Genomic DNA, 16,751 nt, shown 5'->3' with positions numbered 1-16,751 from the left:
GATATGCGTGCTGTGTGATTCATATGGTGGCTCCGTGGTGATGGATGGGGTTTCCTGGCGTGGTGTGATGCGGTGTCAGAGATGCCTCTATCGCGCCGGAGTGCGCCTCCACGCGCCGGATCTGCATGCGCCCCAGCCAGATGCCCAAGGCAGCCCAGATCAACGCCATCGGCACCACCACGCTGACCAGCCCGCCGACCGCCAGACCCAGCCGGCCGAGCGCGCCCTCGGCTTGCGCGCCAACGACATCGCCGGTGCGATAGATAAAGGTGTCGATAAAGGCTTTGGCCTTGTATTTGTCCTCGCGGCTGACCACGGTGAACAAGGCTTCCCGCGCTGGCCGGGTGATCCCGCGTTGAACGGCGCGGCTGGTGGCTTCCAGCAGGATCAGCACCGCAAACGATCCGTAAAAAGCCAGCCCGATGAAGCCAAGCGCGGTGATCGCCGGCAGGATCGCCAGCGCTACACCCAGGCCGAAACGCGTGATGATCTTTCCGGTCAGGGTGAGCTGCAGAAACAGCACCGCCAGCTGCGTCCACATATCGATATTGCCCATCAGCTGTGCACGTGCGTCCATGTCGTCCGCCACGCCAGCCACCATCTGCAGGCGGGTGAAGTAGATGAAGGTGGCCAGCACCGTCATCAGCAACACATAGCCGGCAATTCCTGCCAGGTACGGAGAGCGGAATACCGCGCGCACACCTTGCCAGGCGCTGCCGCCGATGCGCTCGACATCGTTGCTGCGTGCTGTCGCCGGGCTTGGCGTGTCCGTGTGCGGCTTGTCCGGCGCGATGCGCACCAGCAGCCAGGCCATGGCCAGCGCCAGCAGCAGGAATCCGCTGGCCACCAGCAGCAAATTGGGCGTCCCCAGCGGCTTGGCCAGTTGCGAGGTCAGCCAAGGACCGAAGATCGCGCCGAGCGTGCCGCCCACCGAGATCAACGCAAAGAAGCGCTTGCCCTGGTCGACGCTGAAACGGTCCGTCAGCAGCGCCCAGAACACCGTGGTCACGAACAGATTGAACACGCTGAACCAGACGTAGAACACCTGGCCGCTGCGCTGGCCAATCGCACCGGGCGCGAGCGTGAGCAGCGCCCAGAAGCCCACCAGGCTCATGATAAAGAAGCCATACGTCGTCGCGATGACTTGCAATCGCCGCAGACGGCTGACCAACCAGCCGAACAGCGGGTTCATTGCCAGCGTCACCACTGCGGTGCCGATGAAAAGCCAACGGATGCTCTCGATACCGCGCTCCATGCCCAGCGCGTCGCGTGCCGGACGCAACAGCATCAATGCGGTGAGCACGCAGAAAAAGAACACGGTCGAGATCAAGACCGCTCCGACCTCCTCGCGGCGCAGATTGAACAAGGCCTGTAGCAGTGGAGAGCGTCGTGGCGGAGGCAGCGGGAGTGGATGCATGAGCCAGAGCCTTTGATAGGTCGGGGCGCAGGAGCGCGTGGGTGGTGTTGCAGTGCTAGGCAAACCTGGTGCGTGATCGCCGCCAGTCACCAGCCATCGCGTCGAAGCGGTAGCGCGACATGACGCTGTTGATGGCTTTCTGATCCCAGCGCGGAGACGTGGCTGTCATCGCAGCCGGGACGTCCGACGCTGCCAGTGCCCTGATATCGGCAAGCGTGATCGCTAGGTGGCCATGGCCATACCCGTGATCGCGTGCTGTCGTGTCCGCCGGCATGTGCTGGTGAGTCGAAGAACAGCGATGGGGCCAGTGCATGAGCGGCAGCGGGAGTGGCGATGGCTGCAGTGTTTTCCGGCGCGATTAATTTGCGTTTAAGGCGATCGATGCGCCTACAGCGCACTCATCCGTGGCCGCGATAGTGGACTAGGAACAGCGGATTTAATCCGGTATTAATGCCGCTGTAGCAGCGTCGTCGCTCGTTACCTGCTGGCACCACTTCCACGATGGATACGATCCTGCTTGTCGAAGACGACCACATGCTCGGTCGTGCACTGACCACCGCGCTGGGCCAGGAAGGCTGGCGTGTGGTTCACTGCGAAAATGCGGGGTCCGCACGGCTGGCGCTGGTCAATCATGTCTTTGTCGCCGTGTTGCTCGATCTCGGGTTGCCTGGCGGATCCGGGCTGGAGGTGCTGGCAACCATGCGCGACCGTTACGATGCGACACCGGTGCTGATCATCACCGCGCGCGATCAGCTCAGCGATCGCGTGCGCGGACTGGATGCGGGTGCCGACGACTACATCGTCAAGCCGTTCCAGCGCGACGAGATGCTGGCGCGGCTACGCGCCGTGCTGCGCCGCAGCCGCGGCGTGGTGACGCCGGTGCTGCGCTGGCGCGATATCGAGATCGATCCGGCCGCGCGCACCGTCACCCGCGCTGGCGAGCGCATCAGCCTCGGCGCGCACGAGTTCCGCATTCTGCAACTGCTGTTCGAGTCGCACGGCCGCGTCCTCACACGCGATCAGCTGCGGGATCGGCTCTATGGCGATGACGCGAGTGTTGGCAGCAACACCGTGGCTGTCTATATCCACCAGCTGCGCCGCAAGCTCGGCGACGGCGTGGTGCTCACCGAGATCGGCTTCGGTTATCGTGCCGGGGACGAGGAGTGATGCAGGCCCTGCGTACGCGCTTGCTGGTCACCCTGGCTGCGGTACTGCTGGCGGCGTGGAGCAGCGGATTTGCGATCGCTTATCTTGACGTGCTCGAACGCCAGAGCCGCGAAGTCGATGGCATGCTGCGCAATGTGGCCGAGCAGCTGTTGCAGGCCTTGCCGGCCGATATCGCGACTGCGGGACGGCAGCAGCGCTTCGAGCTGCGTGGCGAGCCGGAAGAACCGAAGGGCAAGTTCGGCTTGCTCGGCTTTCAGGTCTGGGAGCACGGCACCGGGCGACGGCTGCTGTCATCCAGGCCGGCGCCTGCGCACGCGATGTCGGCGAGTTTTACGGAAGGTTTTTCCGACGATCGCGTCGACGGCGTGCCCTGGCGCGTGTATGGGCTGAGCGATGCCGGCCGGCGCGTGCAGGTGCAGGTGGGGCTGCCGCAGTCGGCAATGCGCGCAGAACTGCTGCTCTGGCTGGGCCCGTCGCTGGCGACCGCGTTGTTGCTGCTGCTGTGTATCGGTGTCGCTACCTGGCTGGTCATTCATTGGTCGCTTCGTCAGGTGGTACGCATGAGCGACGCGCTTGCGGCGCGTCACTCGCTGGACCTGACGCCGCTGCCGGAACACGGGCTTCCTACCGAGGTCGCCCCGCTGGTGACCTCGTTCAACCGCGTGCTCGCCCGGCTGGACGCCGCCCTGCAACAGGAGCGCGCGTTCATCGGCGAAGCCGCCCACGAATTACGCACCCCGCTTGCCGCGCTGCTGGCGCAAGCGCAGGTGCTGCAGCACGCCACCGGCCCCGAGGAGGCGCGCGAAGCCCTCGACCAGCTGATTGCCGGCATCGAGCGCACCTCGCGGCTGGCCCAGCAACTCCTTGACTCCGCGCGGGTGGAGGCGGGCAGCAATCCCGCACGCACGACGAACGTCGATCTGGCCATGGTTGCCGAAATGGTCGCCAATGAATTCGAGCTGGTCGCCCAACGCAGCGGTCAGTCGGTCGACTGCGATGTGCAGGAAGCGCTGGTGCACGGGGACATCGACGACCTCGGCATCCTGGTGCGCAACCTGATCGATAATGCGCTGCGCCACGGCGGCCCAGGCACGCGCGTGCGACTGCAGACGCGGACCGAAGCGCAGGGCAGCGAAGGAACCGCGATCCTCACCGTCGCCGATGACGGCCCCGGCATTCCCCCTGCGGAGCGCGAACGGGTCTTCGAACGCTTTTACCGCGCCGACAGCGGCCATCCCACACAGGGCATCGGCATGGGCCTGTCGCTGGTCGCGCGCGTGGTTGCCTCGCACGGTGGCTGCTTGCGCAGCGGTAGCGGACTCGGCGGTCGCGGGTTCGGGGTCGAGATCCGCTTGCCGGGCGCCGGCAATGCCAGCGCTCAGGCCGACGCGCGTGGGCAGGGCGTGCATCACTAGCGGCCTCCGCTGTGGAGACCTCGTCGCCCCGTTCGATCCTGCGCATCGCCGCTGCCTTGGAGCGCCCTGGCCAGCAACGATAGCCGCTCGTCGCGCTGGTGACGCTATCTACCGCCAGCGTCGCTGTTGATCGCGACCGTACTCTGCGCGTAGGCGCCGCCTCCGAGCACCTTATAGAGGGTGACGCGGTTATTGGCCTCGCTCAGGTACAGGGTGACTTGGTTTTGCTGTGCGCTGTAGAGCGTGCGTTGTGCGTCCAGCGCTTCCAGATAACTATCGGTGCCGTTGCGCCAGCGCGCTTCGGACAAACTACTGTTTCGCTGGCTGGCATCGACCAGGGCAGCCTGCGCGTCCAACTGGTCGTCGAGGTTGGCGCGCTCGGCCAGGGCATCGGCGACCTCGGAAAATGCGGTCTGAATCGTCTTCTCATAGGTGGCGATCTGGATGTCTTTCTTGATCTTGGCCACATCCAGTTCACCCTTGAGCGCGCCGGCATCGAAGATCGGCACACTGATCGATGGGGCGAACGACCAGGTCCGTGTGTCGGCATCGAACAGACTGGATAGCGCGGTGCTTCCATGTCCGCTCGCCGCGGTCAGCGACAGCGTCGGAAAGAACGCCGCGCGCGCAGCGCCGATGTTGGCATTGGCAGATTTAAGCGAGTGCTCGGCAGACAACACATCCGGGCGCTGGAGCAACACCCGCGACTCCAGGTTGCCGGGGATTGGCGCCAGTGCCACCGAGGTTTGCAGTCGATCGCCCTGTGGCAGTAGCGCGGCGGTCACCGGTGCACCGACCAGCAGCTGCAGCGCATTGCGATCGGTGGCCAGCTGTGTGGTGTAGCTGGCGACGTCACTACGGGCGCTTTCCACGCTGGTCTGGATTTTTGCGACATCCAGAGCGGATGCGGTGCCTTCCTGATGCTGCGCCTCGGTGAGCCGCAGCGTTTGCTGCCGGCTGTCCAGGGTCTGTCGCGCCAGAGCCAGATGCTGTTGATCGGCCGCCACCGCCAGCCATGTCGAGGCCACTTCCGCCACCAGGGTCAGTCTTGTACTGCGCTGGGTTTCGGTCGTGGCCAGCCAGGTCTCCAGCGCGGCCTTCTTGAGGCTGCGGATGCGGCCGAAGATGTCCAGTTCCCAACTGCTGAAGCCGACTTCGGCACTGGCGCTGCGGATGATGCCACCGGCGCCGAAGGTGTTGGCCTGCGCGCTGTTGCGCGCCGCGCTCTGGCTGACGCTGGCCTGCACCGTGGGCAGCAGGTCGGCGCGCTGGATCCGATACTGTGCGCGGGTTTGTTCGATGTTGAGCAGAGCGATGCGCAGGTCGCGGTTGTTCTCCAATGCCAGCGAAATGACGTGCTGTAGTTGCGGGTCCAGGAACACCTGTTGCCAGTCCAGGTTTGCGACCGACACGACATCGGTCGCCCCCGCTCCAGGCAGGTCTGGGAACTGCACCAGCACCGGCGCATCCGGTCGCGCGTACCGCGGCGCCATGCTGACGCAGCCGGGCAGGGCGGTGAGGCAGGCGACGGCCAGCGCGGTGCGGGTCAGGAAGCGGCGGATCATGGGGACACCTCGTTTTGGCGCGACTTGCCGTTGCCGGGAAACAGCTTGCGCACGATCACGTAGAACACCGGCACGAAGAAGATGCCGAGCAGGGTCGAGGTCAGCGTGCCACCGAGCACGCCGGTGCCCAGCGAATGGCGCCCGCTGGAGCCGGCGCCACTGCTCACCACCAGCGGCAGGACGCCCAGCATGAACGCCAGGGATGTCATCAGGATGGGACGCAGGCGCATGCGCGTGGCATGCAGGACTGCCTTCAGCAACGGCTCTCCCTGTTCTTCCAGTTCCTTGGCGAACTCGACGATCAGAATGCCGTTCTTGGCAGCCAAGCCGACGGTGGCAAGCAGGCCGACCTGAAAGTACACGTCATTCTCCAGGCCGCGCACACTGGTCAACAGCAGCGAGCCGAGGATGCCGATCGGGACGGCCAGCATCACCGAGAGCGGGATCGACCAGCTCTCGTACAGCGCCGCCAGACAGAGGAACACAAACAGCAGCGATACCGCGTACAGCATCGGTGCCTGATTGCCTGCCTGCTGCTCCTGGTAGGACAGCTCGGACCAGGAGTAGCCGTAACCGCTACCGAGGTCGCTGGCCAGCCTGGCCATTTCGTTCATCGCATCGCCTGAGCTGACGCCGCTGGCGGCCTGTCCGGTGAGCTCCATCGACGCGGTGCCGTTGAAGCGACTCAGCGACGCCGGCGCGGCCGACCAACTGCTGCTGGCGAACGCCGAAAACGGCACCATCTGATTGTTGCTATTCCGCACATTCCAGCGATAGATGTCCTGCGGCAGCATGCGTGCATCGGCTTCGCCCTGTACGTAGACCTTCTTGACCCGGTCGTTGTTGACGAAGTCGTTGACATAGGTACTACCCAGCGCGGTGGTCAGGGTCGCATTGATATCGGTCTGCGATACGCTCAGGGCGCCTGCCTTGGCATCGTCGATGTCGATATGGAAAGTCGGCGCATCGTCCAGGCTGTCGTAACGCACCGACTGCAACTTGTTGCTTTTGGCCGCAGCGGCCAGCAGTTTCTCGCGCGCAGCCACCAGCGATGCGTGGCTGGAGCCAGTGAGGTCTTGCAGCTCGAAGGTGAAGCCGCCGCTCTGGCCCAGGCCGCGGATGGCCGGCGGGTTCAGCGCGAAGATTTGCGCATCGCGGAACGTCTGCGCCATGGCCATGGTGATGCGCATCCCGATGTCGGTTGCACTGGCATTGCGGTCGTCCCAGTCCTTGAGGCGGATGAAGCCCATGCCTGAGTTCTGACCGCTGCCACCGATACTGAAGCCGGCCACCGACATCACGGAAGCCACTTCCGGCTGCTTGCGGATATAGCGAACCATCTGATCCATCACCGCTTCAGTTTGCTGCGAGGTAGCGCCCGAGGGCAGCTTGACCATCACCAGCAGCACGCCCTGGTCTTCCTTGGGCAGGAAAGAGGTCGGCAGGCGCCAGAACAGCAGGCCCATCGCGACCACAATCCCTGCATACACCGCCAGGCACAGCCAGCGTCGCTTGATGACGCGCTCCACGCCGCGCTGATAGCGATCGGCGCTGCGATCGAAGCTGCGGTTGAACCAAGCAAAGAAGCGGCTCAGCGGCCCGCGCCGTGTGGTGTGGCCCCCTTTCCCAACTGGCGTCAGGATGGTCGCGCAGAGTGCCGGGGTGAGCGTCATCGCCACCAGCACCGACAGGATCATCGCAGAGGCAATCGTCACCGAGAACTGGCGATAGATGGCGCCGGTGGAGCCGCCGAAGAACGCCATCGGGAGGAACACGGCGGTCAGGACCAACGCGATGCCGACCAATGCGCTGGTGATTTGCCCCATCGACTTTCGCGTGGCCTCATAGGGCGACAGGCCTTCCTCACTCATCACGCGCTCGACGTTTTCCACCACCACGATGGCGTCGTCCACCAGCAGGCCGATCGCCAGCACCATCGCGAACATCGACAACGTATTGATCGAATAGCCCAGCAGCGACAGCACGCCGAAGGTGCCCATCAGCACCACTGGGACCGCGATGGCGGGAATCAGCGTCACCCGCCAGTTCTGCAGGAACAGGTACATGATCAGCACCACCAGCAGCACCGCCTCGATCAACGTCATGACGACCTCCTCGATGGAGATCTTGACGAACGGCGTGCTGCTGTAGGCGGTCTCGTAGGTGACTCCGCTGGGAAAATGCGACGCCATCTCCTGCAGCTTGGCTTTCACTGCTTTCGACACGTCCAGCGCATTGGCGCCGGAGGCCAGCTCGATCCCCATCGCCGCCGCGTCCTTGCCGTTGAACTTGCCCGAAGCCGAGTAATCCTCGCTGCCCAGCTCTACGGTGGCCACGTCCGACAGCCGCACGACCGCACCGCTGGCATCGGATTTGACGATGATCGCCTTGAACTGATCGGGCGTCTTCAGGCGGCTGCGCGAGGTAACCGTTGCCTGCAGGGCCTGGCCTTCGACCGCAGGCAACGCGCCCAGCGAGCCGGAGGACACATCGTTGTTCTGCGCAGTGATCGCGCTGGTAACGTCCGACGGCATCAGCGAATAGGTTCGCAGCTTCTCCGGATTCAGCCAGATGCGCATCGAGTATTTGGACGCGCCGAGCACACGCACATTGCCCACGCCATCGACGCGGCTGATCTGGTCCTGCACCGTGGAGGACATGTAGTCGCCCAGGTCGGTGCCACTCATGCTGCCGTCCTCGGAGGTAAACGCCACCACCTCGAAGATGCTGCCAGAGGACTTGGTCACTGTGACGCCGGTGCTCTGCACCGCTTGGGGCAACGTGGACTCGGCCTGCTGCAGCTTGTTCTGCACCTGCACCTGGGCGGTGTCCGGATTGGTGCCGGACGCGAAGGTCAGGGTGATCTGCGAGCTGCCCGACGAGGAACTGCTGGAGGACATGTACAACAGGTTGTCCAACCCGGTCATGTTCTGCTCGATGACCTGGGTGACCGAGTTCTGCACGGTCTCGGCAGAAGCGCCCGTATAGGTGGCGCGGATGGAGACGGTCGGTGGGGCGATGTCCGGATACTGCTCGATCGGCAGTTTGGTCACTGCCAGCGCGCCCGCCAGGGTGATGACGATGGCGATGACCCAAGCAAAGATGGGACGGTCAATGAAGAAGCGAGCCATGGCCGGATCTCACCTCGTCACTGCGGCGCTGGCAGTCGGCGTGGTGCCGCCAGCGTCGGTCTTCGCAGTGCTCAGCGCGATCCTCACGACCTGGCCTGCATTGGCCTTGCTGGCACCGGAGACGATCAATCGCTCGCCGACCTTCAGGCCGCTGGTCACGATCCACTGGTCCTTGACCGCCTCACCGGTCTGGATGACGCGTTCTTCGACCTTGCCCTTGCTGCCAACCAGCTTCACCACCGCCTCGCCCTTGGTGTTGCGGGTCACCGCGCTTTGCGGGACCAGGATCGCCTGCTCGTTGATCGCCATCGGCAGCACGGCGCGCACATACATGCCCGGCAGCAGCATGCCCTTGGGATTGGGAACGACCGCACGCAGGTTGACGTTGCCGTTGCCGGTATCGACCGACGTGCCGATGAACTCCAGTACGCCGGTCTGGTCAAACGTACTGCCGTCCTCCAGCACCACCTTGACCTGCGCCTTGCCGTCGACCGACTTCAGTGCGCCGCTGTCCAGCTGCTTGCGCAGAGCCAAGAGCTGGGCACTGGTCTGCGTCATGTCGACGTAGATCGGGTCCAGCTGCTGGATGGTGGCCAGCGCCGTGTCCTGGCCCGCGCTGACCAGGGCCCCGGGCGTATAGGCGGAGGTGCCGATGCGGCCGCTGATCGGCGCGGTGATGCGGGTGAAGTCGAGGTTGATCTTCGCGGTCTGCAGCGCGGCCTTGGCGGCAATGACGGCGGCCTCGTTCTGGCGCAGGGTCGCGCGCGCGTCATCGCCATCCTGCTTGCTGATGGCATCCAGCTTGACCAGGTTGTCGTAGCGCTGCGCCTTGGGCCTGGCCGAGACCACGGCCGCCTCGGCCTGCGCCAGGGTGCCTTTGGCGTTGTCGTAGGACGCCTGGTAGGTGGCCGGATCGATCTGGTACAGCACCTGGCCGGCCTTCACGTCCTGGCCTTCGTTGAACAAGCGCTTCTGCAGGATGCCGCCGGCTTGTGGGCGCACCTCGGACATCATGTAGGCCGTAGTGCGCCCGGCCAATGTCTGCTCAACCGCCATCGTCTGCGTGGTGATCTTCTGTATTTCGACCGTGGCCTGCATCGGTCCGGGCGGACCGCCGGGTTTGGAGCACGCCGCCAGGCTGGCGGCCATCGCGACGGTCAGCAGCCGGCGGATCAGGCCGGGGGATGGGGGGGCGAGAGGCATGCGGGCGGCACTCGGAGGTTGTCCAGGTGACGCAAGGTGCACGGCAAATGTGCAACAAATATGGAGATTGCGGCCGAGCGCTTGCGTTGCGCGTCCGCGCAACCGTTAATGGAGCGGCCCTATCGCCCTGCAGGTTCTCGACCGCGTGATGAAGTTCGGCATCACCGCCAAGGTGTTCTGCGCCATCCTGGCCGCATGCGCGCTCGTGCTGTTGATCAATGGCGTGGGCACGCGAATCGGCTTCGAGCGCGGCTTTTTGGGCTATCTCAACGACCAGGGCATCGGACGCATGGAACGCCTGCTGCCGCGCCTGCAAAGCGAATACGCGCGCCATGGCGATTGGAATTTCGTGCGCGGCCATCCGGAGATCTGGTTCGACTTGCTGCGCCCCGACGATCCCGAGGGCATCGATGCCGATCAGCGGACACCGCCGGTCTCCGACCAGAGCGGCGCGGTCTTCCGGTTCGCGCTGCTGGATGCGCAAGGCCATCGCATCGCCGGCAATCCCAGTGTCGCAGCCGATGCGATCCGGCGCCCGATCGTGGTCGACCACCGCACCGTGGGCTGGATGGCGATGGTGCCGTTCCAGCGCGTGCTGGCCGGAAACGAGCAGCGCTTCGTCGAACAACAGAAGCAGCTCTGGTGGGGCATTGGCATCGCGTCGGTCCTGGTCGCCGCGCTGGTCGCGCTCGCGTTGTCGCGCGCGCTCCTGCGGCGTGTGCGTGGGCTGGCGGCGGCGACGCAGCGTCTGGCGGCCGGCGATTATGCGGTGCACATCGACGCTGGGCGCCAGGATGAGATCGGCCAACTGGCCAAGAGCTTCAATCAGATGGCAGATACGCTGGAACACACCGAGCAGACCCGGCGCGCGTTCATGGCCGATATCTCGCACGAGTTGCGCACGCCGCTGGCGGTGTTGCGCGCGGAACTGGAAGCGATCCAGGACGGCATCCGCCCGATGACCCCGGCGACGCTGGCGCCGTTGCAGGCCGAGGTCGGCCAGCTCGGCAAGCTGATCGATGACCTGCACGACCTGGCACTCACCCAATCCGGCGCGATGGCCTACCGCCTCGACACCATCGACCTCGGGGCCTTGCTGCATGGCGCCTTGGCGCCGCTGCGCAGTCGCTTCCAGCAAGCCGGCTTGACGCTGCGCAGCGACCTGCCCGAAACGCCTCTGCGCGTGCAGGGCGATGAGCGCCGGCTGCAACAGCTCATCGCCAACCTGATGGAGAACGCCTTGCGCTACACCGATGCCGGCGGGGTCGTCACGCTGTCGGCGCGACAGCGCGGCACACAGGTGCAGGTGGTGCTGGACGACAGCGCGCCCGGCGTGGATGCGGATAAACGGGCGCGGCTGTTCGAACGGTTCTATCGTGTCGATGCCTCGCGCAATCGCGCCAGCGGCGGCAGTGGCCTGGGCTTGGCGATCTGCCAGAACATCGCCCAGGCCCACGCGGGACAGCTGCATGCGGACGCCTCGCCGCTGGGCGGCCTACGCATCGTGCTGACCTTGCCAGCGGTGGACGCATGACCGCCGCCGACAAGGGACTGGTGCTGGTGGTCGAGGACGAACCGCGCCTGGCTGCCGTGCTGCGCGACTACCTGCACGCGGCGGACTACCGCAGCGAATGGGTGGCCGATGGCGCCGCGGTGCTAGATGCATTTCGCGCACACCGCCCGGATCTCATCCTGCTCGACCTGATGCTGCCCAACCGCGACGGCGTAGAGCTGTGCCGCGCCTTGCGCGCTAGCAGCGGTGTCCCGGTGATCATGGTGACCGCGAGGGTAGAGGAGATCGACCGCCTGCTCGGGCTGGAGGTCGGCGCCGACGACTATATCTGCAAACCCTTCAGCCCCAAGGAAGTCATCGCCCGCGTGGCGGCCGTGCTGCGGCGGTATCGACACGGCCAGCTCGACCCGCCCGTACCGGGCCTGGCGATCGACGAGGCCAACGGCCGTGCTTTGCTGGAAGGCAAGCCACTCGATCTAACAGCGGTCGAATTCCGCCTGCTGCGCACCTTGCTGGGCAGCCCCGGCCGCATCTGGTCACGAGAACAGCTACTGGATCACCTCTATGCCGACCACCGCATCGTCACCGACCGCACCGTCGACAGCCATGTGCGCAACCTGCGCCGCAAGCTTCACGACGCCGGCCTGAGCGAAGATCCGATCCGGTCGATTTATGGGATGGGGTACCGACTGGAGGGCTGAGCTGCTCCACTGTGCGAATTGCACAGGGGTTTGCTAAGAACCGGAGCCCATTATTTCCCTATGCCAGCGGCTTGCTTGATTACCTCCGGCCCCTTTGTTCGCGGGTCGCGACAGCACGTTGTTGCCGGGCTTGATCGACTCGATCACAAACTCACCCGCTCTAGTCCACACGGAGGTCCCAGCGATCAAGCAACTGGTTTCCGGGGCATTCGTGTGTCGCCTCGTGTTGCCCATCACGCTCCCTGGTAGTGCGTACCGACTACACGGTGGTGATGAAAGATGGACCACGTCGTGCGGTTCGGGCCGGGCTTGGCGCAGCGTGCGGGGTTGCACAGCGTGGTGATCGTGCCGCCGGAGACGTGAGCGACCGGCACGTCTGTGGCCGGAAGCGGTATGAGTCGGCCGGAGCACCTGCGCGGCTGATTGTGCGTCCTGCTCAGGCGCTGTCTTCGACCAACGTGCCGGCCAGGAAGCCGCCAGTGGCCAACCGTGCATCAGCCGCCATACTCATATCCGTTGCTGTAGTCGATCAGCTGGCGGACCTTCGGTGCCACCTGCCACAACGACATCTTCTTGCCGCAATCCTTCACCACCAGCGCATCCGGCAGCGCGTTCGCCGTGCGCTGTACGAAGGCCACCGGATGCGCTTCGAGTTCGCCGGCATAGCTCAGGCCCTGCGGATTCTTCACGTACAGCAGCGTGGCCGTGGTCGCGCAGGTTTCCTCTTCGTTGGTGTCGAGCAGGTGCCGGCCGGGGACCAGGTAGAAGACGGTGTCGCCGCCTGGGATTTCGACGGCGCTCATGTTGGCGAAAGGCTGCGCGCTCTTGGCGGCGCCATCTTTCTCCAGCGTGGCGCGCAGTATTGCAATTTCCTCGGTGGAAAGCTTGCGCTCCCGGTAGCGCTGAGGCGGAAAGGCGGTTGCGGCAAGCAGCACCGGCGGCGACATCACGCCCTGCCGCGACGGCGTTACCGCGGGGGTCAGCCAGAGCAAGAGCACCTCGGCCGTGCTGGCCGCCTTGGTGCAGGTGTGCGGCTGCGGATCGCCGAAGATCCACAGCTGGCTCTGCTTGAGGCAGGCCGCGCGGATGGCCTCGGCGCCCTTGGCAGGCAGCGTGATGTTGTGGCCATCGTCGGCCGGCGAGCTGCCGCCTTCGACGCCGCCGATCGCTACCGGCGGCACCAGCGAATAACCGCCGGGATAGTCGTCGGCCAGGGCTTCGCCGGCGAGCAGGATCGATGTGGCGGCGAACAGGGCAGGGAACAGCTGACTGAGCTTCATGGCAAACACCGATAGTTAATGTGCCGACAGCGCATCGAGCGCTGAGACCTGTCCATCGCGATCGACAAAATGTGCCGCCACGAAAGCAGCGCCCACGGCGAGGGCGGTCGCACGGTCGGTCGCCGGATCGATCCTCACCGTGCCGGCGTTCCATTTCGACAGGGCCGCCACGAACGCCTCCGGCAGATGCTGCGCATCCACGTCGCTGGACCAGAGCAGCAGTCTTCGGACCGGACCGCTCGCCGTGGACTGGCCGAAATCGAAATGGACGATGGCGCCGACGGTGGTGTTCGTGTGCAGATCGATCCATATCAAGCCCTTCTCGTCGCACGAATGGGCGCGGCAGGCGGACAACACCACATAACGCTCATCGATCAGTTCCGGTGCGGCGGTATAGGCTGTGTCTTCGACCGCACTGAACAAACTCGGCGTCGTGCCTGCGCGGCTCATGCCAAGGTACAGGCGCGCTGCGGGCACGCGGCTTTGCAGGAACGTCTCGTAGGACGGCTGCAGGCTGAGCTGCTGCAACGGTTTGCGCTTCGCGGCCTGCGCGATCCAGTCCAACGAGGTTTCCTGCGCGGCGAGCGCCTGCAACGCGTCCTCGCGCACCCAGCCGGTGGTCAGGCCTGTCTTGGCGGCATAGCCGACGTAAGCGGACTGGCCGCAGCGATCGATGACGCGGACCTGGTCGCCAGCCAGGAGATGGCGCTGCCTGGCACAGGCGGATGCGCTATCCGCATGCGGCTGGTCGCAGTACAGCGCCACATGCTCGCCGGCCGCGCCCTTGGCTTGCGCGAACGCTACCTGCGCCCCATGCGCGGACAGCGAAGCAGCGCTCTGGCAGGCCGCGGCCGCATGGGTGGCCGGTACCACGGCAAGCAGGGCGGCGGCGATCGCCCATCGCCGGCGACTGGCGTTTTTCACTGCAGGGAAGTACATAGACTCTCCAGTTGATCCGAGGCGTCGCGGCAGCTTTCCCGTGACGCCTCGTTACCCTCAGTTGACGCGCTTGATCGTCAAGCCGCTCGCCTGGCCCAGATCAACCGGCGGCAGCAGCGGATCCTGCACCAGCGCATTCCACCACGCGCCGCCGACATCGGCCGAGCTGCCGAGTCTCGCTTGTGGAGCACGGGCTGCCCTGGGTTTGGCGATTTGGAAAACGATTGCGCTTGAATATCCGGGATCGCTCCGGCGATCAAGCAGGCAGTCGTGTATGTGCCACGGCCGTGTTGGAATCGGCTGTGCAGTCGCTGTCGCGGTAACGGAAGCTGTCGGTGCCGTACCAGCCCTTGTTCGGCGTGTAGGTGTAGCTGCCGTCCGGGTTGAGGCTGAGCGTGCCGTGGCAGGGGTCGAACAGCGTGGTCTGGTTGGCGGAGCAGAGGCTGCCTTGCGTGGGCGCTTCGGACGACGATGATTGCGCGCGCAAATCCTGGGTGGTTGCTGCGGCAAGGCAGGTGAGGGCAACGGCAAGCAGTGCGATGGGGCGATCCGGTGACATGGCGTTCGAACTCTCCTTGGTGACCGGGCGAGCATGCGTAGGTCGGCTGGCGGCCTTCCTGATCCAGGCGGCGGCGCCGCGGATCTATGGCGTATTCATCAGCTGATCGGCAGGGGTTCCATCGGCGGTCCGCATGCTTGCCGCGCAGCTGTAGAAATCGAAGGCGAAATCCTCCAGGTAGCACGCGGGACCACGCGCTATGGCCTCGGCGGGGCGGGTATCGCCCATGCGCTTGAACAACATCTTGCCGGTCGCCAGGTTGAAATCCATGTCGACCATGGCCGTCGTATCGTGATCGGGCTCGCCGCTGTTGTCGGCACGGTGCAGCTTGATCCCGATCAGGCGGAGCCGCCCGTCGATCTGGCGCTTGTACTGGTAAGTCCCCCAGGCGCCGCCCGTGGTCGAGTCCATGCGGATGAACAGGCTTCCGCGTTCGATATGGACGGACGCTTCGATGTTGCTTGCGCTCACGGCCTTGGACAAGGCCAGGACGATCGTCTGGCCATCCGTCCGGCGCGCGATGAGTACGACCTGGAGCCCAGCCGCCGGATGTCGATGCCGGATGATGGCAGCCTGTATCTCGCCGATGCCCGTGAGTTCGCCGGCGACGAGGCCGGTCATCTCATCTTCGCCGCCGGCCAGGGCCTTCTGGAATGCATCTAGGCTGGCGAAGACCTTCCCAGGCTGGACACTCACGGGAGCATTGTCCGCGAGGGCCGCAGGACTCAAGGCCGCGGCGCCGATGAGCAGCATGGCGGCCAGGCAGGGAAGAGCGCGTTTGGCACGACTTGTCGGTGGCATGAATACGATTTCCTGTGAGGGCTCTGGCGAGCTGGCCGCACTCTTCGGCTAGCCCCGCTTTAGCTGCTGTGTGCCGCTCCCTCGCGCCCGGACCGAGGGCGCGAGGGGGCGGGCTGCTCGATGGGGCTTGGGTACGCTCAGCGCCAATGTCGAACGCCTGCACTGCCACGATTGTCGGCATTCCTTTGATCCGATGCGGCTCAAGCTGAAAGGAACTCTCTCATCCTGGAGGAGGTTCAAGTCCAGTCACGACCGCATATCAACGAGCACGCCCAGTCCTTAACTGACCAGCAGCTCTGAGAAGCCCAAGCGCCCACTCCACGCGGTCTGATGCAGTGTCGCTCAGCGTGTCTGGGTGCTCACCCAGCAGCGCTCGAAGTTGATGCGGCGCAAAGACCAGGTCGACGAAGTGGCTGGCCAACATCGACGGGTCGGCAGGTTGATCGGGGCCATCGAGGATGGCCATGCGGACGCGCTGCAATCCGCCTTCCCAGCCGATGCGGTTAACTTCAGCGGCAAGCTCGGGGGTGCGGATGGATGTGCCGACGACCAGGCGCATCATGGCCACGGTCTCGGGCTTCAGGGCGTGCGCCAAGATTCCTTGACCTGCGAGTCGTAGCCGCTCCTCCAGATCCATCGGCGCGCTGGCTGCGGCGGGTAGGGGCTGTGTTTCGACATCGCGACGAATCACCGCCTCGAAGATGGCATCTTTATTGGCATAGCGTGCATAGAGGCTTGCCTTGCCTGCGCCGGCCAATCGCGCAATGTCTTCGCACGAGGTGTCCTCGAAGCCGCGCTCCAGGAAGAGTTGCAAGGCGGCGTCGAGCAGGCGCCGATCGACGTCCCCGGCTTTTTCGAGCGGCGGCCTTCCGCCCTTGGATTTCTGCTTCGCTGCTTTCATCGGCGAAAAGTTACACGCCACTTGCGCTTTCAACAACTGAACGATATCGTTCAGTTGTTCGCCGTCCGCTTACCGGGGCGGTGAGAGGCAACAACGCTGATGCGATAGGACGCTCGTCTGTTCTGTTGCGTTGACCATCCGCCGCCTTCGGCGCCAGAA

At 65.0% G+C, this 16,751-nt stretch carries 13 protein-coding genes; 4 read left to right on the top strand and 9 right to left on the bottom strand.

From position 1 onward, the window contains the following. Window positions 1-19: 19 nt before the first annotated feature. Window positions 20-1,417, bottom strand: coding sequence for an NTP/NDP exchange transporter (locus CKY51_RS17810; RefSeq protein ID WP_022972454.1), 1,398 nt, complete (start codon window positions 1,415-1,417; stop codon window positions 20-22). A gap of 501 nt (window positions 1,418-1,918) precedes the next feature. On the opposite strand from CKY51_RS17810, the gene CKY51_RS17805 reads away from it, so the two are divergent. After that, complete coding sequence (locus CKY51_RS17805; RefSeq protein WP_022972452.1) at window positions 1,919-2,584, top strand: response regulator transcription factor; 666 nt, start codon at window positions 1,919-1,921, stop codon at window positions 2,582-2,584. Further along, a complete protein-coding gene (locus tag CKY51_RS17800) occupies window positions 2,584-3,999 on the top strand; it encodes a sensor histidine kinase (RefSeq protein ID WP_022972451.1) in 1,416 nt (471 codons plus the stop codon). The genes CKY51_RS17805 and CKY51_RS17800 overlap by 1 nt, the downstream gene beginning before the upstream one ends. Window positions 4,000-4,103: 104 nt before the next feature. On the opposite strand, the gene CKY51_RS17795 is transcribed toward CKY51_RS17800, so the two are convergent. From CKY51_RS17795 to CKY51_RS17785, 3 genes are read right to left on the bottom strand one after another with little or no spacing between them, the layout of a single operon-like run. Then, on the bottom strand, window positions 4,104-5,564 hold the full coding sequence (locus CKY51_RS17795; RefSeq protein WP_022972450.1) for an efflux transporter outer membrane subunit: 1,461 nt from the start codon (window positions 5,562-5,564) through the stop codon (window positions 4,104-4,106). Further along, complete coding sequence (locus CKY51_RS17790; RefSeq protein ID WP_152249591.1) at window positions 5,561-8,695, bottom strand: efflux RND transporter permease subunit; 3,135 nt, start codon at window positions 8,693-8,695, stop codon at window positions 5,561-5,563. The genes CKY51_RS17795 and CKY51_RS17790 overlap by 4 nt, the downstream gene beginning before the upstream one ends. 9 nt (window positions 8,696-8,704) lie before the next feature. Then, the gene (locus CKY51_RS17785; RefSeq protein WP_022972446.1) at window positions 8,705-9,898 is read right to left on the bottom strand and encodes an efflux RND transporter periplasmic adaptor subunit; all 1,194 of its coding nucleotides are present in this window, start codon (window positions 9,896-9,898) and stop codon (window positions 8,705-8,707) included. Between the two features lie 148 nt (window positions 9,899-10,046). On the opposite strand from CKY51_RS17785, the gene baeS reads away from it, so the two are divergent. Together baeS and CKY51_RS17775 are read left to right on the top strand one after the other, a co-directional pair. Continuing rightward, window positions 10,047-11,432 (top strand): sensor histidine kinase efflux regulator BaeS, encoded by a 1,386-nt coding sequence (gene baeS / locus CKY51_RS17780; protein WP_022972445.1) that lies wholly within the window; start codon window positions 10,047-10,049, stop codon window positions 11,430-11,432. After that, on the top strand, window positions 11,429-12,112 hold the full coding sequence (locus tag CKY51_RS17775; RefSeq protein ID WP_022972444.1) for a response regulator: 684 nt from the start codon (window positions 11,429-11,431) through the stop codon (window positions 12,110-12,112). Before baeS ends, CKY51_RS17775 begins: the two co-directional genes overlap by 4 nt. A 494-nt stretch (window positions 12,113-12,606) precedes the next feature. Here CKY51_RS17775 and CKY51_RS17770 read toward each other — a convergent pair whose 3' ends face one another. The 5 genes from CKY51_RS17770 to CKY51_RS17750 all read right to left on the bottom strand — a co-directional run bounded on the left by CKY51_RS17770 (window position 12,607) and on the right by CKY51_RS17750 (window position 16,592). Continuing rightward, window positions 12,607-13,392: a hypothetical protein gene (locus CKY51_RS17770; protein WP_022972443.1), complete on the bottom strand. Its 786-nt coding sequence runs from the start codon at window positions 13,390-13,392 to the stop codon at window positions 12,607-12,609. Between the two features lie 15 nt (window positions 13,393-13,407). Further along, window positions 13,408-14,157: a hypothetical protein gene (locus tag CKY51_RS17765; RefSeq protein ID WP_152249590.1), complete on the bottom strand. Its 750-nt coding sequence runs from the start codon at window positions 14,155-14,157 to the stop codon at window positions 13,408-13,410. A gap of 430 nt (window positions 14,158-14,587) precedes the next feature. Continuing rightward, complete coding sequence (locus CKY51_RS17760; protein ID WP_022972441.1) at window positions 14,588-14,890, bottom strand: Ig-like domain-containing protein; 303 nt, start codon at window positions 14,888-14,890, stop codon at window positions 14,588-14,590. An 84-nt stretch (window positions 14,891-14,974) separates the two neighbouring features. After that, entirely contained in the window at window positions 14,975-15,643 is a 669-nt protein-coding gene (locus tag CKY51_RS17755; protein WP_022972440.1) for a hypothetical protein, read from the bottom strand. 307 nt (window positions 15,644-15,950) lie between these two features. Next, complete coding sequence (locus tag CKY51_RS17750; protein WP_152249603.1) at window positions 15,951-16,592, bottom strand: TetR/AcrR family transcriptional regulator; 642 nt, start codon at window positions 16,590-16,592, stop codon at window positions 15,951-15,953. Window positions 16,593-16,751: the final 159 nt, after the last annotated feature.

The organism is Xanthomonas maliensis (assembly GCF_009192945.1).
Lineage (GTDB): Bacteria > Pseudomonadota > Gammaproteobacteria > Xanthomonadales > Xanthomonadaceae > Xanthomonas > Xanthomonas maliensis.
Note: the sequence above shows the minus strand (reverse complement) of the source record. Positions and strands in the feature narration are given on the sequence as shown.